We start from the raw sequence: 22,315 nt of genomic DNA on the forward strand, positions 1-22,315 counted from the left end.
CGGCGAAAAGGATTGGCAGACAATTTGAGTCGCGCACAGGACGGTCGCGCGAAGGCGACGGCGCCGGCCACGCACAACCCCGAACGCGTGATTCGCCGCCGGCCCAAGAACCGCCGGGCGCAGATCGCCTCCGCCTCGGCGGCGGCCTTCGGATCGCTGGGCTATCACGGCGTGAGCATGGAGGATATCGCCGCCCGGCTGGGGATTTCCTCGGCGGCGCTGTACCGGCACTATCCGAGCAAGTACGCGCTGTTCCGCGAGGAGCTGCTGCGTTTGTCCGCCGCCGCGGTGACGGCGGTGACGCTGCCCGCGGAGGCGCAGGGCCACAGCGCCGAAGCGCGACTCGGACTCGTCGTCGACGCCATCGTGGCCGATACCATCGCCAACCGTCCGACGGCAGCGCTGGCACGGTGGGAGGCCCGCTACCTCGATCGCGACGATCGCCGGACCTTCGACGAACGGTTCGAGACCGCGATCTCCGCGCTGCGTGCGCTGATCGGCGAACTGCGCCCGGAATCGGCCCGCCGCGAGGGCCTGGTGCGCGCGGTCGCGATCTTCAGTGTGGTGAGCAGTATCGGCGACCACCACGCGCATCTGCCGGCGAAATCGCTCGCAGTGGTGCTGAGTGAGGCCGCCTGGTCGTTGATCCGAACCGACCTGCCGGTTGCCGCCGACCCGCCGGAACCCGTGCGGGCGAACGATATTCCGCCATCGTTCAAACATCAGGTGCTGCTGAACAAGGCGGTCGAGCTGTTCCACGAGCGCGGCTACCCGAATGTGAGCGTGGAGGAGATCGCGACGGCGGCCGAACTGTCGGCGGCCTCGGCGGTGTACCGGTACTACCGCAGCAAGGATGCCCTGCTGGCGGCGGCATTCCGGCGGGTGGCCGACCGGATGGCCGCCGCGATCGCACCCGCGGTGGAGGCGTCGCGGACCTCCGAGGAGGCGCTGGCGAAACTGATCGACCTCTATGTCGCGGGATCGTTCGCCGAGCGCGAGCTGACGTTCGTCTACTACGCCGAATTCGGCAATGTCGGCGCCTACGAGCGCACGGTGCTGCGCAATATCCAGCGGCTGGTGGTGGCCGAATGGGTGGAGTTGCTGGTGGATGCGCGGCCGGAGCTGGCGCGGGCGCAGGCTCGAATCCTCGTCCATGCCGGGTTCGGGCTCGTCGTCGGTCTGGGGCGGCTGTTCGGTAACAACCAGCAGATGTGTCCTCGCGCCCATGTGGTCAGGCTGATGGAGATGACGTTGTTCGGGCGACTCACCTCGCGGTGAACGTGTAGCCGTCGGAATGTTCGACAACTTAGTCGGCGGACCTGGGCTGAAGAACCGAATATCGCGGTTCCCCACCCGTTGATCAAATGAGAATTGTGAGTAACATAGTGATGGCCGGGCCGACCCTGCGGAGTACCCGAGGGGGTGTCGCCGTGGCAGAGGGAGAAATCCGCGAGAGCGCCGGTAACCGCGCATCGGTGGTTGTCGCGTCGGCTCCGAGACGAGCCGGTCTGCCGGGTGTGCCCCTCGGTCTCCCGTGTCGCATGGTGCCGCCGATCCCGGCGGCGCCGCCCGCGCCCCGAAGCGCGGGGCCCGGCGCATCTCCGGTCGCGCCGGCGAAACGTTCCGAGAGAGGACTCGCATGACAACGGCAACGCAGCCTTGGGAGCCGAATTACACCGACCCGCACAGTGATTCCTACATCCCGGAGGAATCCGTGCCGGTCGGTCGGGGCCGGACGGAGGGCGAGCGAGCTCCACACCCCGACCTCGCGCAGACGCCGCCGCTGACGCTGGAGCGGACGCGCATCCACATCCCGGACTTCCATCGCTCGCCGCGCAAGCGCCCCGCGCAGCTGCCCGACTCTCTGGATTTCTGGATGTTCGCGGGCGCGGCCGCCAACGTCGCGATGCAGTTCGCGCACCCCGCGGTGGCGGCCGGTGTCATGGAGAGCACCGTGGAATCGGGTGCGCTCATGGTGCATCCGTGGAAACGACTGCGCACCACGGCCTCGTATCTGGCGGTGGCGATTCTCGGTACGCCCGAGGAGAAGAAGGAATTCCGCGAGGCGGTGAACGTCGCGCACCGGCAGGTGCGGTCCGAGCCCGGGGCGAAGGTGAAGTACAACGCCTTCGACCGGAATCTGCAGCTGTATGTCGCGGCCTGTATCTACATCGGGTTCGAGGACTCCCACCAGCTGATCAACGGCAAGATGTCCCCGGAGGAACTCGAGGCGTTCTATCAGGGGGCGGATACCTTCGGCACCACGCTGCAGGTGCATCCCGACATGTGGCCGAAGACGCGCGCCGACTTCGACGAGTATTGGGTCGAGGCCTGCCGGCAGGTGATCGTCGACGACGCCTTCCGCGCGTATATCGGTGACCTGCTGCATCTTCGGATGATCCACTGGTACATGCGACTGCTCTTCGGCGGGCTGCTGCGCTTCCTCACCGCCGGATTCCTGCCTCCGCATTTCCGCGAACAGATGGGCGTGGAGTGGAGCGCGGCCGATCAGCGCCGATTCGAGCATCTGTTCCTGTTCGTGGGATTCGTGAACCGGTTCATCCCCAAGTTCATCCGGTTCTCCGGGACGAAGATGATGATGCGGGATGTGCAGCGGCGGATCCGTAAGCAGAAGGTTCTCGTCTGAATTCACCGGTGCGGCACAGCGATTGCTCACCGTGACAGGTGCGGCGGATCCGGCCGATCCGCCGCACATTCCGCCCGGTGAACTCGATTCGGTGCCCGAGTCGTTTCGGGGACCGTTCGCCGCGGGCGGGTGTGTGATAGCGCACTAATAGTTTGTGCACTAACGATTAGCGCGCTAATCTGGCCTCGACACGAGGAGGTGCGCCATGACGACCGACGTCGAGGACCCGCTGCGGCTGGACCGGCAGGTGTGTTTCGCGCTGGCCGTCGCGAACCGATCGGTGCTGACGGTGTATCGCCCGCTGCTGGAGCCGCTGGGACTGACCCATCCGCAGTATCTGGTGATGCTGGCCCTGTGGGGTGAGGCGCCCATGTCGGTGAAGGCCATCGCCGAGGCGATCCAACTCGATTCCGCCACGCTGTCCCCCCTGCTCAAGCGGCTCGAGTCGGCGGGCCTCATCACCCGCCGCCGCGATCCGCGCGACGAACGCACGTTGCTGATCGATCTGACCGAGGCCGGGTGGGCACTGCGCCGCCAGGCCGAGCAGATCCCACCGGCGGTCGTGCGGCGGCTGGGCGTCAGCCTGGGCGATCTGGAGGAACTACGCGAGGTGCTGACCCGCGTCAACGAGGCCGCACGGCGAGCCGCGCTCGCCGATACCCAGGGAGCTACCGATGAGTGAGCAGAAGCCGAATCCGGTTCAGCGCGTGCGCTATATCTGCGGCGCCACCCTGCCGCCCTCGATGCAGCAGTGGGTGCTTCGCGATCTGACCGGGCCGGGCGCCGCCCGCCGCTATCTGCTGCGGTTCCTGGTGCCGATCATCCCCGTGCTGTGCCTGTTCCTGCTGGTTCCGGGCCCGTTGTGGATCGGATTGTCGATGGCGGCGCTGCTGTACGTGCCGCTGGTCTACTTCACCATCGCGCTGATGTACGTGTATCGGCGCCACCGCCTGCTCAAGCACGGACTCGATCCCGAACTGGCCGATGTCGCCGAACGGCAGCGTGCGGCGGCCGAACGCGAGCAGTACGAACTGCGGCACGGCCGCGGCTGACGGCCGCGCGGTCGCGGAATGTGTGCCCGCCGAACCGATTCCGCGCCGCGACTCGAATGACCGGTCCGGCTCGTCGCGCCCGCGGTCGGTTATCGGGGGTGTACTGTAAGTCCTGTCGGTAATCGCACAGTGCGCTGTGCGCGCGAGCGGTGCGGCCGATTCGCTGGCCGGACGGGCCGTCGATGGTGAGAATCTGAAGGACATCCGATATGAGTGAGCAGCCGAATCTGTTCAGCCACAGTCCGGTACCCATCGAGACGCCGGCGCCCGCCGGCGGGGTGGCGCATCGTCCGCTGTTTCGCAGTGCGAGTTCCTCGGCCGGACCCGAGGGCGGGGAGGCGCCCGCCGACGACGTAGCCCGATGAATTACGCGGCGCCCGTCGCCGATCGGTCCGGGGACCTCGGACACGATCCGGCAACGGGCGCGCCCGTGTGAACCGGGCGCGACCTGGGCGAACGGGTGGTGACACGCGGTGGCGGACGGAATTGACACGAAAGCGATATCCGTCGCGACCGAACCGTTAGCAAATCCTCACCGAATTGCCGATTTCCGGCCTCAGATACCGATCAGAGGCCCGAGGAGCGATTCCGTGCTCCGGTAGTGTCGGTCCCGCAATCATTCGGCTAACGAATCGGCGGGGTAGTCACGCCCAGGCGTTACCTGCTGGGGACGGAGTCCGGCATGAGTGCTGTGACTTTCGGTTCTCCGGATATCCGGGGGCACGTACAACGGTTGTCGGCCGGGATCACCGACGCGCAATGGCTGCGAGTGGCCGCGGAAACCTCGGCCGCCTGCATTACCGCCGCGGTCGCCGGGCTGGCCATGATGATGCCGATCAGCCAGTCCTGGCTCTCGCCGGGGTCGGCGCTGCAGGTCGACCTGCTGATCTTCAATATGCCGCTGGCCCTGACCGCCGGAGCGCTGATCGCGGTGATCGCGGTCTCGGTGTCGGCGGCGATCGGCAACAGTCGCCTGGCGTGGTGCACGGTCTTCTGCGCGACCGTCGCGATGCTGATCAACCACACCCTGCTCGTGCGACTGGAGACCCGGACGCTGTCGACGCTCAACTATGTCGACTCCATGCTCGCCGGGGTGATCCTGGGCTGTCTTGCCGCGGCGGTCTGGCATCGCCGTGCCCCGGCCGGCGGCTATCTGTTCGGTGCGCTGGCCTCGATCCTGTTCGCCGACCTCACCCAGGCGCCGGACTTCGCGTCCAGTGTCCCGGGGGAGGGCATCATGCGCGGGGCGCCGCCGGTCTGGCTGATTCTCGCGGCACTCGGACTGATGCTGTTCACGGCCGTGCTGTTCCGTCAAGAGCAGCAACCGGAACCCGACGACAGTGCGATGGTGCCGCTGAAACCGGTGGTGTCCGCGGTGGTGATCGTCTCGGCGACACTGGCCACCTCCGTGTGGATGGCCCGCGGCGGCGCGATCGTGCCGATCGTGTTCGGCGTCGTCGTACTGCTGCTCGCCACCGCGGTGTCGGCGCTGCTGCTGCCCGGGCGCGACGGAATGCTGGTGGTGGTCATGGTGGCCTTCGCCTCGGCGGGCTCGGCGCTGCTCACCGTGCCCCGGCCGGCCTGGTCGACGGTGCTGGTCGTCGCGGCCGCGGGGGCCGGGCTCTACGCCGGATGGCGAATTCGCCTGCCGCTGCCCGCGGTCGCCGGCTCCGTCGCGCTGTCGATCGCCGCGGCGGTGAGTTCCGCGTTGGTGGACGTGCCGACCGCGGCGGTGACCGTGCCGAGCTGTATCGCGTTGGCGGCGGCCGCGGGCTATGCCGTCGGATGCGCGATCGGCCCGCGGGCGACCAGTGCGGTCGTCGGAATCGTGATCCTTTTCGTACCCTCCGCGGGAGTCGCGCTGCAGGGCCGCGATCTCGGCCGGATCGAGTATTCGCACACCTGGTTCCGCAGCGCCGAGGCCGCTGTCACCGCGGTGCCGGGCATCGTCGCCGCCACGATCGGCATCGGCTGTGCGGGCATCGTGCTACTGATCGGGCGGCTGCGGCCGGGTGATCCCTTCGGCCGGCATTCCGTCGTCGGTGCGCGCGAGCCCAGGCCGAATCCGGCTCAGGCGCGGCGCAATTCGCTCACCACGTCGAAGTCCACGCCGTCGGCATCGGCGAGGTAGACGGGCTGGGTGGTGTGGGCGCCGCGCACCTTCACCTCACCGCGCGGGCCGCCGTAGCGCACCCGGGCGGCATGGCGCTCGATATCGCGCACGTCGAGGCTGCGGGCCGCCTCCGCCAGTGAGGCGAACAGCAGCAGACCCTCGTAGCAGGATTCGCCGATATTGTTCAGCGCCGGAGCGAAGGTGCCGTACCGGGCGGTGTAGCGGCTGCCGAATTCCATCGCCTCGGGCGACACCACGCTCTCGAAATAGCCTGAGGCGGTGAACAATCCGCGGGTGCTGTCCGGGCCGCCCGCGTACAGGACGTCCTCGCCGATCATCATGCTCAGCCGCAGCCGGTCCTCGTCGAGCCCGGCGCGGGCGAAGGCGCGATTGAACGCCGCGCAGTCGGCGCCGACCATCAGCAGCAGCACCCCCTGGGCGGACGAGCGTCGAATCAGGTCGAGGGCCGGCCCGAAGGCGCGGCTGCCGAGCGGGACGAATGTCTCGCCGACGATGTCGATATCCCCGAATGCCGCCGCCTCACGGGTGACCCGGGCGGTTTCGCGCGGCCACACGTAATCGTTGCCGACGATGCACCAGCGGCGGATGCCCTGTTCCGCGCGCAGCCAGCGCAACGCCGGGAAGAGCTGATGATCGGGCGTCTCGCCGACCATGTACACGCCGTCGGAATTCTCGCCGCCTTCGTAGAACGTGGTGTAGACGTACGGCACCCGTCCGGCCGTGCGGGGTGTCAGCACCCGGCGGGCGTTGGACAGATGCCAGCCCACGACGCCGTCGACGGCGCCGGTGCCGATCATGCGATCGATGCGCTCGGCCAGCATCGGCAGCGGCGCGCCCGCGTCGACCGTGTGCAATCGCACCGGTCGATCCAGAATTCCGCCCGCGCGATTGATGTCCTCCACCGCCAGCGCGGCGCACGCCTCACAGGACGGGCCGAACAGGCCCGCCGGTCCGCTACCGGGCACCACCAGCGCGATATCGACGGTGTCGCGCCCGCCGCGGGAGTTCGACACCCTCACCGGAACCTCCGCCGCCCAAAACATCCTTCGCCGAATAGTCGCCCCCCGAACCGACCATGTTAACGACGGCCCGTGACGGTGGCGAGCCCCGACCTTCCGGGGCAGGTGAAGGCGCGTTGTTTGGCATATACCCCCTGTGGGTATATGGTCGTGGTAGTCGGTCGAGAGGAGTCGTGCACATGCGGGACAACGGTCACGGAACCGTGGTGCTGGATCTGAGTGGCCTGCACTGGGCGAGTCGCCAGCAGGTCGCCACCCGGGTCCTGCAAGCCCGTCCCGGTGTACTCGAGGCCACGGTCAATCCCGCCGCCCAGACCGCGACGGTCGGCTTCGACCCGGCCCGGACCTCGGTCCACGAACTGCGGGAATGGTTGCGCGACTGCGGAATCCACTGCTCCGGACTGTCGGTGCCCCGGCACGTCTGCGACCCGCTGGCCGAGCCGTCGGAACCGGCCGGCGCGCACCGGCACGAACCCGCGGAACCGCCGCACGATCATCACGGCACGCACGATCATCACGACATGTCGATGGCCGCGATGGCCGCCGATATGCGCAACCGATTCCTGGTCGCGCTGGTCTTCTCGGTGCTCGTCATGATGTGGTCGCCGATGGCGACGGATATGTTCGGCATCGACCTGCCGGTGCCCTTCGGGCTGCGCCAGGATGTGTGGGCGTTGATCCTGAGCCTGCCGGTGATCGGCTATTCCTCGACCATCTTCTTCACCGGTGCGTGGCAGGCGCTGCGGGCGCGGACCCTCGACATGATGGTGCTGGTGGCGGTCGCCATCGGCGCGGGCTGGTTGTATTCGCTGACCATCACGCTCACGGGCGGCGGCGAGGTCTTCTACGAGGCGTCGACCATGCTCGCCACCTTCGTGCTGCTCGGCCACTGGTTCGAGATGCGCGCCCGCGGCGGGGCCACCGACGCCATCCGCACGCTGCTGGATCTGGCGCCGCCACGCGCGGTGGTGTTGCGTGACGGCGAGGAGGTGGAGATTCCCACCGCCGAGGTCGCCGTCGGCGATCTGCTGCTCGTGCGGCCCGGTGCCAAGATCCCGGTCGACGGCGTCGTGGAAGACGGCGACAGCGAGGTCGACGAGTCGATGGTGACCGGAGAGAGTCTGCCGGTGCACAAACAACCGGGTGCTCCGGTGATCGGCGCCAGCATCAACGTCGACGGCACCCTGCGCGTGCGTGCGGACAAGGTCGGCTCCGACACCGCGCTGGCGCAGATCGTGAATCTCGTTCAGCAGGCACAGAATTCGAAGGCGCCGGGCCAGAAGCTGGCCGATCGCGCGGCGTTCTGGCTGGTCCTGGTCGCGCTGATCGGCGGTGCGGCCACCCTGGCCGGATGGCTGCTCGCCGGTGCCACCTTCGCCACCGCCATGTTGTTCGCGATCACCGTCGTGGTGATCACCTGCCCCGACGCGCTCGGCCTGGCCACGCCGACGGCGATCATGGTCGGCACCGGACTCGGCGCTCGCCGGGGCGTGCTGTTCAAGAACGCCCTCGCGCTGGAGACCGCGGCCCGCGTCGACGTGGTGGTGCTGGACAAGACCGGCACCCTGACGAAGGGCGAACCGGCCGTCACCGAATTCGTGACCTCGGCCGCCGAGCCCTCACCCCGGTTGCTCGCGGCGGTGGCCGGCGTCGAGCGGGAGTCCGAACACCCGCTGGCCCAGGCGATCGTCCGCTACGCGGAGGAACGCGGCGCCGCGCCGGCGCGAGCCGAGAAGTTCGAGAACGTACCCGGCCACGGCGCCGTCGCCACGGTCGACGGGCAGCGCGTCGTCGTCGGCAACCGGCGACTGCTGGACCGCGAGGGGATCGAACTCGGCGACTTGGCCGCCGCTCGGGCCCGGATCGCGGACGGCGGGCAGACCGCGGTGCTGGTGGCGGTCGACGACAAGGCGGTCGCGGTCGTCGGCATCGCCGACGCGCCCCGCGAGACCGCCGCCGCGGCGGTGCGCGAAATGCACGATCTGGGCGTGGAAGTCGTGATGCTCACCGGTGATAATCGCGCGACCGCCGACCGCATCGCGGCCGAATTGGGTATCGACACCGTCATCGCGGAGGTGCTGCCCGGCGACAAGGCCGACACCATCGCGCAATTGCAGTCCGGCGGAAGGAGGGTCGCGATGGTCGGCGACGGCGTGAACGACGCGCCCGCGCTGGCGCGGGCCGACCTCGGTATCGCCATCGGCGCCGGTACGGACGTGGCCATCGACACCGCCGATGTGGTTCTGATGCGATCGGACCCCCTCGACGTGCCCACCGCGTTACGGATCGGGCGTGCCACCCTGCGCAAGATGCATCAGAACCTGGCGTGGGCAGTGGGGTACAACGCGGTCGCCCTCCCGATCGCGGCAGGTGTGTTCGAGCCTGCCTTCGGCTTCACCCTGCGTCCGGAGATCGCCGCCCTGACCATGTCGGGCTCCAGCATCATCGTCGCGCTGAACGCGGTGTCGCTCAAACGACTTCGCTTGCCGGAGCGCCAGGGGTGAGAGAGCCGGCCGGACGGTGCTACCCCTGCGGCCGGACGATGGGCGAGCGCGAAACGACCGCCGAGATCTGTGCGCACAACTGCCAAGGTCGCTCGGTGTCCACGGTCGATTTCCCGCTGGTCAAGATCGCGCCGGACAGTCCGCGGTCGAGGTCGGCCCAGCCGTACTGGGTGGTCAGACCGCTACGGCCGAAATGGGTTTCGGTGTGGGCGCCGAATTTCGACCGGCGCCCGCCCAGCTCGAATCCGGCGCGACTGACCCGGCCCGCGATGCCCGGGATCCGGGGCGCCGGTGCGATCGCACTGCGCAGCGTGTCGGGGGACAGGATCCGTACACCGTCGAGTTCCCCACCGCGACACAGTATTTCGTAGAAGCGGGAAAGTTCCGAGGCGGTCGTCACGAGATTGCCGGAGGGCAGCTCCGCGGTGAGGAACGCGCGCACCGATTCCGCCGACGTGGAGGCGCTCATGCCGCCACCGAGCGCCTTCCCGGCCACCATCGAAAAGGCTCGGGAAGGCCGCGGCCCGGTGCGCACACTCGGCACCACCCGGTCGACGTCCTCGGGGGCCACGCCGAACGTGGTCCATCGGAAACCGAGCGGATTCAGCACCTGGTCGGCGAGATGGTCGCGCATCCGCTTGCCGGTCGCGCGCTGGACCAGCAGGCGCAGGATCAACCCGCTGGTCAGGGCGTGATAGACACGGAACCGCCGGGGCGGCCAGCTCGGCCGCAGCTCGATCAGCGCCCGGACCGCGAGTTCCTCGTCCACGACGGCGTCGAAGCCGCGGTAGCCCGCCGGCATGAACGGCACCCCGGCGGAGTGGGAGAGCACATCGGCGATGGTGATGCGGCCCTTGCCGTGCGCCGCGAATTCCGGAATGTAGTCGCACACCCGGTCTTCCGGTGCGAAGGCGCCCTGCTCGATCAGCATCGCCATCACCGTCGCGGCGACGCCTTTGGCGGTGGAGAAACCGCAGAACGGGGAGTCGACGGTGATCGGTGTGCGCTCGACGTCGGGCCCGTCGCCGGGGGCGTTACCCCAGCCGTGACCGATGGCCCGGTTCAGCACGATGGCGCCGTGGCGGCGCAGGCAGATCTGGATCGCGGGAGTGGTTCCCATCCGATACCACGCGCGGACCGACTCCCACACCGCGTCGATGTCGCCGCGTCGCAGACCGACCGCGGTGGGGTCGTCCTCGGGACCCACCGCGGTCACGGTGTCCGGATCGGCGGGGACGGAAACCATCGGCGCGACACTGCTCACGGCGTCAGCATAGTGATCGGGGGCATCGGTGCAGGTCGGAGCGTCGTTGCCGCTCAGCTGTGCAATTCGCGGGCGAGCGCTCCCACCGCCTTGCCGAGCGCTTCCACGGCGTAGGCCAGCTCACGGGTGGCGGTGTCGCGGGCATAGCCACTGGCTCGGCCCGCGCTGGCGGCCGCGGTATCGGCCCATTCGGCGGCATCGGTGGAACCCACGAGCTCTCCTTCATCGGTCGGTCGATCACCCTCACGGTAGGTGCCACACCGGCCTCCGGGCGAGGGTCGCGACCGCTCTACCAGGGAACTCTCAGCGGGCTCTGACCGATGTGCGCCCTACACCCCAGGCGCGACCGGTTCGACCGTGCGCCATCCGACGCTGGTCACCGACGGTTCCAGACTCAACCGGCTGACGGCCGACTCCATCTGCCGGTCGTCGCGCTGATCGCCGGCCAGATCCGCGCGCACCTCCACCCGGCCCGCATCCTCCGCATTGGCGCTCGCGACCGACACGAGCTGAAAGTCGGTGCGGGTCAACGCCTGTACCAGCAATGCCCGCACATGCGCTTCGTGCGCGTCGTCGGTGACGGCGGTGAACGCGTAGTGCGCGGGTTGCTCGTGACCCGATTCCGGCTGACGGTCGACCCTGCGCCCGGCCGCCCGCAACGCGATGTTGACGATGACGACCGCGACCGTCCCGGCCGCCGCGGTGCCGTACATCCCGGCACCGGAGAGCGCGCCCACCGCCGCCGCGCACCAGAGCGTCGCGGCGGTGTTGAGACCCCGCACGTTCAATCCGTCGCGGATGATCACACCCGCGCCGAGAAAGCCGATACCGGAAACGATTTGGGCCGCGACCCGCGTCGGGTCGGCAGCACCACCGTGAAACCCGTGCGCGGACAACAGCACGAACAACGCCGCGCCCGCGGAGACCAGAGCGTTGGTCCGCAATCCGGCCATCCGGGCCCGGTACTGCCGTTCGAAACCGATCACCGCACCGAGACCGACACCGGTGGTCAGGCGCAGCAGCATCTCCCACGTCGACATGAGAAAACAACCCTTCGATGGAGGGCGAGAACTCGCGCGCGCAGGCTACCGCGACATCCGCACGGCCGCGTCGACACGAGAATGGTCGCCGAGTGAATTCTTGGCAAAACGACGTATATGACTGTCGTCGGGCACCGCGACCACCTCCTTCCGGGACACGAACCGCGTAGACAGCGCCGGGCACCGGCGCCGGGAAGGAAGTAAACACCGGCATCGCGATCCTGGCAACCTGCCGCCGGCCACCGATTTGACAATCGCGAACTCCGGGTTCACCCTTTTGTCGTTAGCACCTCGCTAGGCGAGGCTCCTGTACGAACACAGGCCACTGATCCGACGACGTCGAGAGACGCCCAGGGTTAGGACAGGTCTTCCCGGATTAAGGGATGACCCGAAGTGGCTTCTCCCGCAAGGGGATACGTCGTACAGTGCCGAAGCTCTGACGAGAGGGGTGCGCGATCCGCCGTCCGGCGGGTCTCCCTCTCGCGTGGTGCCGATCACCCGAACACGACGTGCGCGTGCGTCCCGGCAGCGAGGAGGTGAGGGGCGATGCCATCCGGAGATAGTCCGTATCCGAGTTCACGAACCGTATCGTTCCCGGCTCGCTGCCTGTCCGCCTGAACTCATCCCCCGATCCACCGCATCGGCGTCACCGGTGCGGGGTTCCGGGGTGCCGCGGTCTGCCCACAGCCGGGTTTCCCTGTGAGGAGATCCCATGCACCGCAACGTCTTCCGTCGGCTCGCCGGCCGTCGTCCGGGCGCGTTCCGCTAGCCCTGGAACTCGAAAATCCACAGAACTGCACCGAGTTTCAGGAAGCGAGCGCGGCAATGACCACCTTCTCCGACGACACCCGCACCCCGGCCGCACCGCCCGGCGCGGTCGCCGATCACGCTCACGTCGGCGATATCGTCGGCGCGCTGGGCGTGATCCGGCAGCACGACGGCCTCGCCGGCCGCAGCCGGACGCAGAGATTGCGCATGCTGGCGGCGGTGATCGGGCCCGGCCTGATCGTCATGGTCGGCGACAACGATGCCGGCGGCGTGGCCACCTACGCCCAGGCCGGGCAGAACTACGGGATGGCCCTGCTCTGGACGCTGGTGCTGCTGATTCCGGTGCTATACGTCAACCAGGAAATGGTGGTCCGGCTCGGTGCCGTGGCCGGGGTCGGCCATGCCCGGCTGATCTTCGCGCGCTTCGGGAAGTTCTGGGGCGCGTTCAGCGTCGGAGACCTGTTCGTGGTCAACGCCCTGACCATCGTCACCGAATTCATCGGTGTGGCAATGGCTCTGAGCTACTTCGGCCTGCCTAAGGCGGTATCGGTGCCGCTCGCGGCGGTCGCGCTGTTCGCGGTGGTCGCGGGTGGGTCGTTCCGGCGGTGGGAAAGCCTGATGATGACCCTCATCGCCGTGAACATCGTGCTGTTCCCGATGGCGTTGCTGGTCCATCCCAGCTTCTCGGGGACCGCGCACGGCCTGATCCCGTCGCTGCCGGGAGGGCTCTCGTCGACCCTGCTGCTGATCATCGTGGCGATCGTCGGCACCACCGTCGCGCCGTGGCAGTTGTTCTTCCAGCAGTCCAACATCGTCGACAAGCGCATCACCCCGCGCTGGATCCGCTACGAGCGCATCGACCTGTGGCTGGGAATCGTGGTGGTGATGGCCGGTGCGGCCGCGATCATGGCCGCGGCCGCCTACGGATTGTCGGGAACCGGTCCGGCCGGGGGCTTCACCGATGCGGGAGCGGTCGCGGCCGGATTGCGCGCGCACGCGGGCCCGGTGGTCGGCGCGCTGTTCGCGATCGTCCTGCTCGACGCCTCGCTGATCGGCGCCAACGCGGTCGGGCTGGCGACGTCCTACACCCTCGGCGATACGCTCGGCCGGCGGCATTCACTGCACTGGAAGGTGTTTGAAGCGCCCGGTTTCTATGCCGGCTACGCGGCCCTGCTGGCTGTCGCGGCCGCGATCTCGTTCAGCCCCGACCATGTGCTGGGCCTGATCACGCAGGGTGTGCAGGCACTGGCCGGGGTGCTGCTGCCCTCGGCGACGGTATTCCTGGTGCTGCTGTGCAACGACCGTGCCGTACTCGGTCCCTGGGTGAATACACTGCGGCAGAACATCTGCGCCGCGATCATCGTCTGGGCGCTGGTACTGCTGTCGGCGGCGCTCACCGCAGCCACGTTCTTTCCCGGCCTGAGTGCCCGAACCCTCGAGTTCGGGCTGGGTGGGGGCGTCCTCGCCGGTCTGGTCGCGGGTGCGGTCGCACTGCTCGCGCACGGGCGAACCCGGCGCCGCTGTGCCGCTGTGACCGCGGCTCGGTTCGGTGACCTCGATTCCGGTCAGGTGAGGGATCTGGACCGCGATGCCGAACGCGCCGAACTCGCGGGGGATCGCGACAGCTTCCGCACCCCGGCGCTGCACACCCTCGAGCGTCCGTCGTTCACCCCGCTGCGCACCGCGGGCATGCTCGCCCTGCGCGGATATCTGCTGGTGGCGGTCGTGCTGGTCGTGGTCAAGATCGTCGAATCGATCGGCTGAGGGGCGCCGGGCCGGTGGGATTTGCCTGATTCGAACCGCCGAAGCCGGGTAGTACGCCTGCAAGCAGGGAGGAGTGTGCCCTGTGCGGCCGACACCGGGAAACGGAGGTGCCATGATGACGGACCCGCGGATGACGCGTGGAAGTACATCGCAGGAGCAGGCGCAGCGGCGGCGGGTGCTGCGAGCGCCGCGCAAGCATGCCGGTGAGGGAATCGAGGACACGTACAACATTCCGGGCATCGTGCTGTGTGCCTTGAGTTTCGTCGCGCTGGCGCTCGCGCTGACCGCGGCCGGATACGGCTTCGGCGGATGGGCGATCGTGGCCGGTGTGGTGTGCGCGGTGTGCCTGATCAGCGGCGTGGCGTGGATCGCGCTCGAGAGCAAGCGGACGCAGGCTCGCGACCAGTGGGAGCCGCATCAGCGACAGGGGCACTGATCGCGGGAGAACCGCGGGTCCGCCGCGGAGCGTGACCACCGCACCGATCCGGTCCGGGAGAGGAGAGAGATGGTCGAGAAGACTCGCGCCGGCGGTCTCACCACCGACGACGCCGGAATTCCCGTGGCAAGCGACGAAGATTCGCTGACGATAGGCCCTGACGGCCCGATCCTGCTCAACGACGCGTATCTGATCGAGAAGATGGCGGCGTTCAACCGCGAACGCGTCCCCGAGCGTCAGCCGCACGCCAAGGGCGGCGGCGCGTTCGGGGTCTTCGAGACCACGCAGGATATGAGTGCCTATACCTGCGCGAAAGTCTTCCAGCCCGGGGCGAAAACGGAGATGCTGGCGCGGTTCTCCACCGTGGCCGGTGAGCGGGGCAGCCCGGACACCTGGCGTGATCCGCGTGGATTCGCGTTGAAGTTCTATACCGAGGACGGCAATTTCGACTTGGTCGGCAACAACACGCCGATCTTCTTCGTCCGCGATCCGATGAAGTTCCAGGACTTCATCCGATCGCAGAAACGCCGGGCGGACAACAACTTACGCGACCACGACATGCAGTGGGATTTCTGGACGCTGTCGCCGGAGTCGGCGCACCAGGTCACCTGGCTGATGGGCGATCGCGGTATCCCGCGCACATGGCGCCACATGAACGGCTACTCCAGCCACACCTACATGTGGGTCAACGCCGAGGGCGAGAAGCACTGGGTCAAGTATCACTTCCTCACCGACCAGGGTGTGGAGTTCTTCACCCAGGACGAGGGCGATCAGATGGCCTCGATGGATACCGACTATCACACCCGGGATCTGTGGGAGGCGATCGAACGCGGCGATTATCCGAGCTGGACGCTGAAGATGCAGATCATGCCGTTCGAGGCGGCAAAGTCCTATCGGTTCAACCCGTTCGATCTGACCAAGGTGTGGCCGCACGGCGACTATCCGCTCTACGAGGTCGGCCGGATGACGTTGAACCGCAATCCGTCCGACTATCACACCGAGATCGAACAGGCCGCCTTCGAGCCGAGCAGCGCGGTGCCGGGCACGGGACCGAGCCCGGACAAGATGCTGCTGGGCCGGTGGTTCTCGTATCCGGACGCCCACCGCTACCGGATCGGCGCGAACTACAAGGAATTGCCGGTCAACGCGCCGAAGTCGCCGTCGCATTCCTACACCAAGGACGGCCACATGCGGCACCACAATCCGGGCGACCCGGTCTACGTGCCGAATTCCAAGGGCGGTCCGCACGCCGAACCCGGCCGGGCCGGTCCGACCGCCGGCTGGTACACCGACGGCGAAATGGTGCGCGAGGCCTACACACTGCGCCGCGACGACGACGATTGGGGCCAAGCGGGCACTCTCGTGCGCCAGGTACTCGACGACGCGGCGCGAGAACGGTTGGTGGACAATATCGTCGGCCATCTGCTCAACGGGGTGTCCGAGCCGGTCCTGGCGCGCGCCTTCGAATACTGGCGCAATGTCGACAAGGATCTCGGCGACCGGGTGGAATCCGGAGTCCGGGCGAAACAGGACGAGAAGGATCCGAAGGCGGCCGCGCAGGGCAACCCAGCCCGCTCCGCCGCTCAGCACAAGGCTTGAGGAGGATCCGGAAAGGCGAATGCGGTGATCGCGAATTCCGCTGCCGCCCCCCATGTCCTGCGGGAGTACTCGTTCATCGCGGACGGTCAGCGCGGCGCCCTGGTCGGTCCGCGCGGCGATATCTCGTGGATGTGCCTGCCGCGCTGGGACGGAGACGCGGTCTTCGCGAGCCTGCTGGGCGGTTCCGGCATGTATGCCGTCACGCCGTCGGGGCCGTTCGTCTGGGGTGGCTACTACGAGGACGGCACGCTGATCTGGCGGTCGCGGTGGCTGTCCGGAGGTGCGGTGATCGAATGCCGGGAAGCATTGGCCTTTCCGGGCGATCGGCATCGGGCGGTGCTGATGCGGCGCGTCGTGGCGGTACAGGAGGATGCCGAGGTCGATGTGGAATTGCGGCCGGTCGCGCGGTTCGGCACCGCGCCGATACACCATCCGCGCCGCGCGGAGGGGGTGTGGACGGCTCGCGCGGGCGGGCTGCGGATGCGCTGGACCGGCGCGCCCGGCGCCGAGATCGACGAGGACGGTTCCGGCCGGGGATGGACGACTCACCTGTCGGTGCCCGCGGGCGGCTACCACGATCTGATCCTGGAACTGTCCGATCGCACCCTGCCCGATGATCTACCGGACCCCGAAACCTATTGGGAGGCAACCGAAAACGCCTGGCGGAGCGATCGGCCGGATTTCGGTGCCACGGCCGCGCCGCGCGACAGCGCCCACGCGTTCGCGGTCCTGCGCGGGATGACCGCCGATACCGGCGGCATGGTGGCGGCCCCCACCACCAGCCTGCCCGAACGCGCCGACCGGGGCGAGAACTACGACTATCGCTATGTCTGGATCCGCGACCAATGCCTGGCCGGGCAGGCGATCGCGATCGGCGGCCCCCACCCGTTGCTCGACGCCGCGGTCGGTTTCACGGCCGCCCGCCTGCTCGACGACGGTCCCACGCTGGCGCCCGCCTACACCATCGACGGGAAGAGTGTGCCGCGGGTGCGCGAGATCGAGCTTCCCGGATATCCGGGCGCGCGGCCCGTCATCGGGAACCGGGTCCGCGGGCAGTTCCAGCTCGACATCTTCGGCGAGGCGTTGCTGTTGTTCGCCGCGGCCGCTCACCACGACCGGCTCGGCAGCGATCACCGCCGCGCGGTCGATATCGCGGTGTCGGCGATCGCGGACAACCATCACCGCCCGGACGCGGGGATCTGGGAGATCGAGGACCGGCTGTGGACCCATTCCCGGCTGATCTGCGCGGCCGGGCTACGCGCGGTCGCGGCTTGTGCCGACACCGGCGCCGACACCGCCTACTGCAGTTCGCTGGCCGATACGCTGGTGGCCGAGGCCGCCCGCACCGGAGTGCATCCGACCGGTCGCTGGCAGCGGGCTCCCGATCAGCCGGGTGTGGATGCCGCGCTGCTCCTGCCGCTGATCCGCGGTGCGATACCGGCCGACGACCCGCGCTACGCGGCCACCTTCTTCGCGATCCAGCGGGATCTGACCACCGACTACTGCGTCTACCGCTACCGTCACGACGATCGTCCGCTCGAGATGAGTGAAGGCGCGTTCCTGCTGTGCGGCTTCACCATGGCGATGGCGGCCGCCCAGCTCGACCGCCCGGTGACCGCGATGCGCTTCTTCGAGCGCAATCGCGCCTCGTGCGGGACACCGGGCCTGTTCGCCGAGGAATTCGACGTCCGGCAGCGGCAGTTGCGCGGCAATCTGCCCCAGGCGTTCGTGCACGCGATGCTGCTGGAGGCGTCGCTGCGGCTCGGACCGCTCGCGCCGGAGCTACCGTCGGAAGCGGTGGTGCCGACGGATCGGGGCAACTAGGTGATGTCGACGATCGGCAACCGCAGCGCACCGGGGGCGTCGGCGGGAACCATCGGCGCCGTGGGGGAGACCGGGGCCAGCCGCCGGTAGGGTGCGCCCAGGGCCGGACGCCGATCCGGCTCACCCTTGTTGGGCCACAGCGCCAGCGCCCGTTCGGCCTGTGCGGTGATGGTCAGCGACGGATTGACGCCCAGATTCGCCGAAATCGCCGAGCCGTCGACGATGTGCAGGCCCGGATGGCCGTACATGCGCTGATAGGGGTCCACGACGCCGGTCTCCGGGGAATCGCCGATCACGCAGCCGCCGATGAAATGTCCGGTCATCGGGATGCCGAACAGGCTGGTGAAACCGGCGGTCGCGATGCCGTCGATCTTGTCGGCCACGCGGTGGGCTACCTCGTGCCCGGCCGGAATCGAGGTCGGATTCGGTTGTCCCTCACCCTGTTTCGTCGTCATCCGGCGGCCGAACAGCCCGCGTTCGGTGTAGGTGGTGAGCGAGTTGTCCACCGACTGCATCACCAGCAGCCCGATCATCCGCTCCGACCAGTGGCGCGGATTGTGCACCTTCGCCAGATCGCGGCGGCGCCGCCAGTTCTCCCGCAACCACAGCCGGGTACGCGAGGTGCTGCCGTCCTCGTCGTACATCACGGTCGTCATCAGCGACAGCACATTGCTGCCCTTGCCGTAGCGCACCGGTTCGATGTGGGTGTCGCCGTCGGGATGGATCGAGGAGGTGATGGCCACGCCCTTGGTGAAGTCGGTATCGGCGCGCCGGCTCCGGATCGACAGCAACTCTTCGGAATTCGTGCGCGACAGATAGCCCAGGCGCGCGGAGATGTGCGGTAGCGAGCCGCGATCGCGCAGCCGGTGCAGCAGCCGCTGGGTGCCGAGCGCGGCGGCGGCGAAGATCACCTGGTCGGCGGTGAAGCTGCGGCGTGCCTTGCGAATCCAGCGCCCGGTGCGAACGGTGTCGACACGGTACCCACCCGACGGCAGCGGCACCACATCCACCACGGTGGTGTGCGGATGCACGGTGGCTCCGGCCTTCTCGGCGAGATACAGGTAGTTCTTCACCAGCGTGTTCTTGGCGTTGTGGCGGCATCCGGTCATACATTCGCCGCAGTGGGTGCAGGTGCGCCGGGACGGTCCGACACCGCCGAAGTAGGGGTCGGGCACCTCCTGTCCGGCGCGAGTGCCGTTGCCGCCGAACAGGACTCCCACGGGGGTGTGCCGGAACGACGCTCCCACGCCCAGTTCTTCGGCCACCTCGCGTAGCACCCGGTCCGAGGCCGTGGTCGCCGGATTCGTGGTGACGCCGAGCATGCGTTTGGCCTGGTCGTAGTGCGGCGCCAGTTCGGCGTCCCAGTCGGTGATGTGGGCCCACTGCGGGTCGGCGAAGAATTTCGCGGGCGGTTCGTACAGGGTGTTCGCGTAGACGAGGGAGCCGCCGCCGACACCGGCGCCGCTCATGATGAAGGTGTCCTTCAACAGGGTCAGGCGCTGGATGCCGAAACATCCCAGGCGTGGCGCCCACAGGAATTGCCGCGCGCGCCAGGAGTTCTTCGCGAACTCGTCGTCGGCGAAGCGGCGGCCGGCCTCGAGGACGCCGACCCGGTAGCCCTTCTCGGTCAGGCGCAGCGCGCTGACACTGCCCCCGAATCCCGACCCGATGACTACCACGTCGTAGTCGAACCCCATCGCCGCGCCCTTTCCTGGTGCCGATCGTCCTCCCGTACCGTATGGGCAGATCAGGGGGCGGACGCAGAGATCGACGGCCAGAAAATCAATAGTTCCGGTCACGCCGGTAGGCGGCCGGCGTGGTCCCGGTCCAGCGCTTGAAGGCGTGGATGAACGGCGTCGCCTCCGCGTAGCCGAGCCGGATGGCGATGTCGTCGATGGTCAGGGGCGTCCCCGAGAGCATCTCCTGGGCGAGCGCGCGGCGCACCTCGTCGAGCAGCGCCCGATAACTGGTCCCGGCCTCGGTGAGGCGGCGGCGCAGCGTCCGCACGCTCATGTTGAGCTCCCGGGCCACGGCCTCGATCGGCGGCGGGGTGGTGATACCGGTCGCGCCGCTGCCGGGCAGCAGTCGTTCCCGGACCTCGGCCGCGATACCGGTACGCGCGCTGCGGCGTTGCACCAGATCCCGGCACTGGGCGATACAGACCGCCCAGGTCTGCTGATTCGCCTGCGGCAGCGGCTGGGCCAGGATCTCCGGTGCGACGGTGAACATGGTGTGCGCGCGCCCGAAGCGCGGCCGCGCGCCGAGCACGGCCTCGAGCCGGTCGGCGTAGGGGGGTTCGTCGTAACCGAATTCCATCCGGGCGAAGGAGAAGTCGTGGCCGAGCAGATCGGCCATCACCCGATGCATGGCGACGATGTCGCGTTCCACCAGGAAGGTCTGCACATCGGGCGGGATGAGCTCGTGGTGAATCCAGGCGATCACATCGTCGCGCCGGTACTCGACGATCGGTGTGCAGAAGGCGAATCCGAGGCGGTAGTACCGCATCGCCAGCGAAATCGCTTCGCGCAGAGTGGGGCTGGTGACGCAGGCGAAGCCGAAGATGCCGAAGGTGCTCAGCCGGTACCGCCGCCCGACCTCGACGCCGAGCGCGGGGATCTCGCCGAGTTCGGCGACCAGATTGCGTACCACCGCCAGTTCGGCCTCGGCCGGGATCTGGGCCCCGGGATCGGTGAGTGCGGCCGGTCCGATACCGGATCCGGTGAGCAGCCGCGCCCGGTCCACCCCGTGTTCGGCGGCGAATTCGATCATCACCGCGACGCTGGCGATCCCGCGGGGGAAGTTCCAGGTGCGGACCTCGGGCGCCTCGACGGTGTGCATGACACCATTATGGCCGAAAGTATTGATCACTCGGAACGAACCGATAGGGTTGTCGGATGGAGCAGGCGCAGTCCGCCGGCGGCCGGGAAGACCGCGATCGGGAATGGGACCGCGAGGTCCGTGGTGGTGAGACGGAAACCGAACAGCTGGACCGCAATCTGACCAGCCTGATTCAGGAATTGCGGGTGGTGCAGACGGGTGTGCAGCTGCTGACCGGCTTCCTGCTGACGCTGCCGTTCCAGGCCAGGTTCACCGTGATGTCCACGCCGATGCGCGGTCTGTATCTGGCGGTGGTGGCCGCCTCGATCGCGGCGACGGTCTTCCTGATCGCGCCGGTCGCAGCCCACCGCATCCTGTTCCGTCAGCATCGCCTCGGCAGCGTGGTGCGCACCGCCCACACGTTCGCGCTGGTCGGGCTGGCGCTGCTCGGCATCGCGCTCACCGGAGTCGCGGTGCTGATCTTCGACACGGTGGCCGGTGCGGTCGCCGCCACCGTCATCGGTGTGTGCTTCGCGGTGCTGTTTGTCCTGACCTGGTTCGCTCACCCGTGGCGGGAGCGCAGACGCGGTGGCCGGACGCGGTGAGGACGCCCACAGCGGCCCGAAATAGCGGTCGGAGGGCGTTTCGTGCCGGGGTGGCCGGGTATCGCGCCCGATGTCAGTGATTTCGACGCGTTGGAGGTGAATCCCTTGTCGGAGCACGAGAAGGGCGGAGGCCGCGAAGGCCTCGAAGGCGTCGTGGAAGGCGCGAAGGGTAAGGCCAAGGAAGCCGCCGGCCAGGTATTCGGAAAGGACGACCTGCGCGAGGAGGGCAAGGCCCAGCAGAGCCGCGCCGAATCGCAGCGCGAGGCCGCCCAGAAGGAGGCCGAGGCCGAGAAGCACCGCGCGGAAGCCGGTGTGGAGGAGAAGCGGCAGCAGGCCTACCAAGGCAACGGCGGCTCCTGACGGCGACGTGAGGAGAGTAACCCGAAGAAAGGGGTGCCCGGCCGTATCGGCCGGGCACCCCTTCTCCATTCGAACGTCGTGCGCGAGAATCGGATTCGCACCGGGGATTCGTGATCCTCGGTATTACCGGCCCAGCGCGCTGGCGAGTTGTTTCTTGGTCATCTTGGAGCGGCCCTTGATATTGCGTTGGCGCGCTTCGTTGTAGAGCTGATCACGGGTCGGGCCCTGTGACCCCTTGCCGGACCGCTGGCCGCCGCGGCGCTGCGGAGACATATCGTTGGTGGAACTGCGGCTCGCGGTACGAGTTTTGCCCGCCTGCGCGCGATTCTTGTTGACCGTGCGTGCGCCGATTTCCTCTGCACGGCCTTCGCTCGCACCCCGTTTCCGAGCCGAGGACTTCACATGTTCGTATTGGCGTTCTTCTTTGGCAGACCATTCCTTGGGCATGACTACACCTTTCGGTCGTGTGGATGGACGGTTCG

The 22,315-nt window shown here is 68.3% G+C and carries 20 protein-coding genes and 1 riboswitch; of the genes, 13 read left to right on the forward strand and 7 right to left on the reverse strand.

The features are described 5' to 3' along the window. The first annotated feature begins 24 nt into the window (after positions 1–24). The 6 genes from AC5592_RS10195 (at position 25) to AC5592_RS10220 (ending at position 5,830) form a co-directional block, all read left to right on the forward strand. Positions 25–1,278: a TetR/AcrR family transcriptional regulator gene (locus AC5592_RS10195; protein WP_063064181.1), complete on the forward strand. Its 1,254-nt coding sequence runs from the start codon at positions 25–27 to the stop codon at positions 1,276–1,278. Positions 1,279–1,639: 361 nt separating this feature from the next. Next, the gene (locus tag AC5592_RS10200) at positions 1,640–2,647 is read left to right on the forward strand and encodes an oxygenase MpaB family protein (protein ID WP_083871287.1); all 1,008 of its coding nucleotides are present in this window, start codon (positions 1,640–1,642) and stop codon (positions 2,645–2,647) included. 205 nt (positions 2,648–2,852) lie between these two features. Beyond that, positions 2,853–3,329: a MarR family winged helix-turn-helix transcriptional regulator gene (locus AC5592_RS10205; RefSeq protein ID WP_063064031.1), complete on the forward strand. Its 477-nt coding sequence runs from the start codon at positions 2,853–2,855 to the stop codon at positions 3,327–3,329. After that, positions 3,322–3,699, forward strand: a complete 378-nt coding sequence (locus AC5592_RS10210) for a DUF5313 family protein (RefSeq protein WP_036505747.1) — start codon at positions 3,322–3,324, stop codon at positions 3,697–3,699. Before AC5592_RS10205 ends, AC5592_RS10210 begins: the two co-directional genes overlap by 8 nt. Before the next feature lie 209 nt (positions 3,700–3,908). Then, entirely contained in the window at positions 3,909–4,064 is a 156-nt protein-coding gene (locus AC5592_RS10215) for a hypothetical protein (protein WP_157104334.1), read from the forward strand. A 317-nt stretch (positions 4,065–4,381) separates the two neighbouring features. After that, positions 4,382–5,830: a hypothetical protein gene (locus AC5592_RS10220; RefSeq protein ID WP_157121723.1), complete on the forward strand. Its 1,449-nt coding sequence runs from the start codon at positions 4,382–4,384 to the stop codon at positions 5,828–5,830. Here the strand turns inward: AC5592_RS10220 and AC5592_RS10225 are convergent. Then, on the reverse strand, positions 5,770–6,852 hold the full coding sequence (locus AC5592_RS10225; RefSeq protein WP_232329288.1) for a substrate-binding domain-containing protein: 1,083 nt from the start codon (positions 6,850–6,852) through the stop codon (positions 5,770–5,772). The two genes, AC5592_RS10220 and AC5592_RS10225, sit on opposite strands and share 61 nt — an antisense overlap. A 179-nt stretch (positions 6,853–7,031) precedes the next feature. Here AC5592_RS10225 and AC5592_RS10230 point away from each other — a divergent pair, with 179 nt between their 5' ends. Next, the gene (locus AC5592_RS10230) at positions 7,032–9,356 is read left to right on the forward strand and encodes a heavy metal translocating P-type ATPase (RefSeq protein ID WP_063064032.1); all 2,325 of its coding nucleotides are present in this window, start codon (positions 7,032–7,034) and stop codon (positions 9,354–9,356) included. A gap of 19 nt (positions 9,357–9,375) precedes the next feature. Here the strand turns inward: AC5592_RS10230 and AC5592_RS10235 are convergent, their stop codons facing one another. From AC5592_RS10235 to AC5592_RS10245, 3 genes are all read right to left on the reverse strand, one after another. Then, positions 9,376–10,620: a serine hydrolase gene (locus tag AC5592_RS10235; protein ID WP_232329289.1), complete on the reverse strand. Its 1,245-nt coding sequence runs from the start codon at positions 10,618–10,620 to the stop codon at positions 9,376–9,378. Positions 10,621–10,673: 53 nt separating this feature from the next. After that, positions 10,674–10,832 carry a hypothetical protein gene (locus AC5592_RS10240; RefSeq protein WP_157121725.1) on the reverse strand — a complete coding sequence of 53 codons (159 nt, stop codon included), beginning with the start codon at positions 10,830–10,832 and terminating at the stop codon, positions 10,674–10,676. Between the two features lie 117 nt (positions 10,833–10,949). Next, entirely contained in the window at positions 10,950–11,660 is a 711-nt protein-coding gene (locus tag AC5592_RS10245; protein ID WP_063064033.1) for an MgtC/SapB family protein, read from the reverse strand. A gap of 283 nt (positions 11,661–11,943) precedes the next feature. After that, a riboswitch (M-box (ykoK) riboswitch) is annotated at positions 11,944–12,115 on the forward strand. A gap of 370 nt (positions 12,116–12,485) precedes the next feature. On the opposite strand from AC5592_RS10245, the gene AC5592_RS10250 reads away from it, so the two are divergent. From AC5592_RS10250 to AC5592_RS10265, 4 genes are all read left to right on the forward strand, one after another. Next, the gene (locus AC5592_RS10250) at positions 12,486–14,192 is read left to right on the forward strand and encodes an NRAMP family divalent metal transporter (protein WP_063064034.1); all 1,707 of its coding nucleotides are present in this window, start codon (positions 12,486–12,488) and stop codon (positions 14,190–14,192) included. Between the two features lie 112 nt (positions 14,193–14,304). After that, complete coding sequence (locus tag AC5592_RS10255) at positions 14,305–14,628, forward strand: hypothetical protein (RefSeq protein ID WP_232329290.1); 324 nt, start codon at positions 14,305–14,307, stop codon at positions 14,626–14,628. Between the two features lie 69 nt (positions 14,629–14,697). Then, entirely contained in the window at positions 14,698–16,227 is a 1,530-nt protein-coding gene (locus tag AC5592_RS10260) for a catalase (RefSeq protein WP_063064035.1), read from the forward strand. Between the two features lie 24 nt (positions 16,228–16,251). Beyond that, complete coding sequence (locus AC5592_RS10265) at positions 16,252–18,051, forward strand: glycoside hydrolase family 15 protein (protein WP_063064036.1); 1,800 nt, start codon at positions 16,252–16,254, stop codon at positions 18,049–18,051. Here the strand turns inward: AC5592_RS10265 and AC5592_RS10270 are convergent. Then, the gene (locus tag AC5592_RS10270) at positions 18,048–19,748 is read right to left on the reverse strand and encodes an FAD-dependent oxidoreductase (RefSeq protein ID WP_063064037.1); all 1,701 of its coding nucleotides are present in this window, start codon (positions 19,746–19,748) and stop codon (positions 18,048–18,050) included. The genes AC5592_RS10265 and AC5592_RS10270 overlap by 4 nt on opposite strands. Before the next feature lie 85 nt (positions 19,749–19,833). Next, a complete protein-coding gene (locus tag AC5592_RS10275; RefSeq protein ID WP_036505754.1) occupies positions 19,834–20,889 on the reverse strand; it encodes an AraC family transcriptional regulator in 1,056 nt (351 codons plus the stop codon). A gap of 56 nt (positions 20,890–20,945) precedes the next feature. On the opposite strand from AC5592_RS10275, the gene AC5592_RS10280 reads away from it, so the two are divergent. After that, positions 20,946–21,473 (forward strand): DUF6328 family protein, encoded by a 528-nt coding sequence (locus AC5592_RS10280; protein WP_063064038.1) that lies wholly within the window; start codon positions 20,946–20,948, stop codon positions 21,471–21,473. Positions 21,474–21,578: 105 nt separating this feature from the next. Beyond that, entirely contained in the window at positions 21,579–21,833 is a 255-nt protein-coding gene (gene mbp1, locus AC5592_RS10285) for a microaggregate-binding protein 1 (RefSeq protein WP_063064183.1), read from the forward strand. A 123-nt stretch (positions 21,834–21,956) separates the two neighbouring features. Here mbp1 and AC5592_RS10290 read toward each other — a convergent pair whose 3' ends face one another. Next, positions 21,957–22,280, reverse strand: coding sequence for a hypothetical protein (locus AC5592_RS10290; RefSeq protein ID WP_063064039.1), 324 nt, complete (start codon positions 22,278–22,280; stop codon positions 21,957–21,959). Positions 22,281–22,315 lie beyond the last annotated feature (35 nt).

This window comes from Nocardia violaceofusca NBRC 14427, from assembly GCF_963869435.1.
In the GTDB taxonomy this organism is placed as follows: Bacteria; Actinomycetota; Actinomycetes; order Mycobacteriales; family Mycobacteriaceae; genus Nocardia; species Nocardia aobensis.

Bases quoted from the DNA above. Each gene is read 5' to 3' on its own strand.
- AC5592_RS10280 (WP_063064038.1), top strand. From the start codon at position 20,946: ATGGAGCAGGCGCAGTCCGCCGGCGGCCGGGAAGACCGCGATCGGGAA.
- AC5592_RS10210 (WP_036505747.1), top strand. From the start codon at position 3,322: ATGAGTGAGCAGAAGCCGAATCCGGTTCAGCGCGTGCGCTATATCTGC.
- AC5592_RS10255 (WP_232329290.1), top strand. From the start codon at position 14,305: ATGATGACGGACCCGCGGATGACGCGTGGAAGTACATCGCAGGAGCAG.
- AC5592_RS10275 (WP_036505754.1), bottom strand. From the start codon at position 20,889: ATGCACACCGTCGAGGCGCCCGAGGTCCGCACCTGGAACTTCCCCCGC.
- AC5592_RS10270 (WP_063064037.1), bottom strand. From the start codon at position 19,748: ATGGGGTTCGACTACGACGTGGTAGTCATCGGGTCGGGATTCGGGGGC.
- AC5592_RS10215 (WP_157104334.1), top strand. From the start codon at position 3,909: ATGAGTGAGCAGCCGAATCTGTTCAGCCACAGTCCGGTACCCATCGAG.
- AC5592_RS10230 (WP_063064032.1), top strand. From the start codon at position 7,032: ATGCGGGACAACGGTCACGGAACCGTGGTGCTGGATCTGAGTGGCCTG.
- AC5592_RS10245 (WP_063064033.1), bottom strand. From the start codon at position 11,660: ATGTCGACGTGGGAGATGCTGCTGCGCCTGACCACCGGTGTCGGTCTC.
- AC5592_RS10250 (WP_063064034.1), top strand. From the start codon at position 12,486: ATGACCACCTTCTCCGACGACACCCGCACCCCGGCCGCACCGCCCGGC.
- AC5592_RS10200 (WP_083871287.1), top strand. From the start codon at position 1,640: ATGACAACGGCAACGCAGCCTTGGGAGCCGAATTACACCGACCCGCAC.
- AC5592_RS10205 (WP_063064031.1), top strand. From the start codon at position 2,853: ATGACGACCGACGTCGAGGACCCGCTGCGGCTGGACCGGCAGGTGTGT.
- AC5592_RS10290 (WP_063064039.1), bottom strand. From the start codon at position 22,280: ATGCCCAAGGAATGGTCTGCCAAAGAAGAACGCCAATACGAACATGTG.
- AC5592_RS10260 (WP_063064035.1), top strand. From the start codon at position 14,698: ATGGTCGAGAAGACTCGCGCCGGCGGTCTCACCACCGACGACGCCGGA.
- AC5592_RS10220 (WP_157121723.1), top strand. From the start codon at position 4,382: ATGAGTGCTGTGACTTTCGGTTCTCCGGATATCCGGGGGCACGTACAA.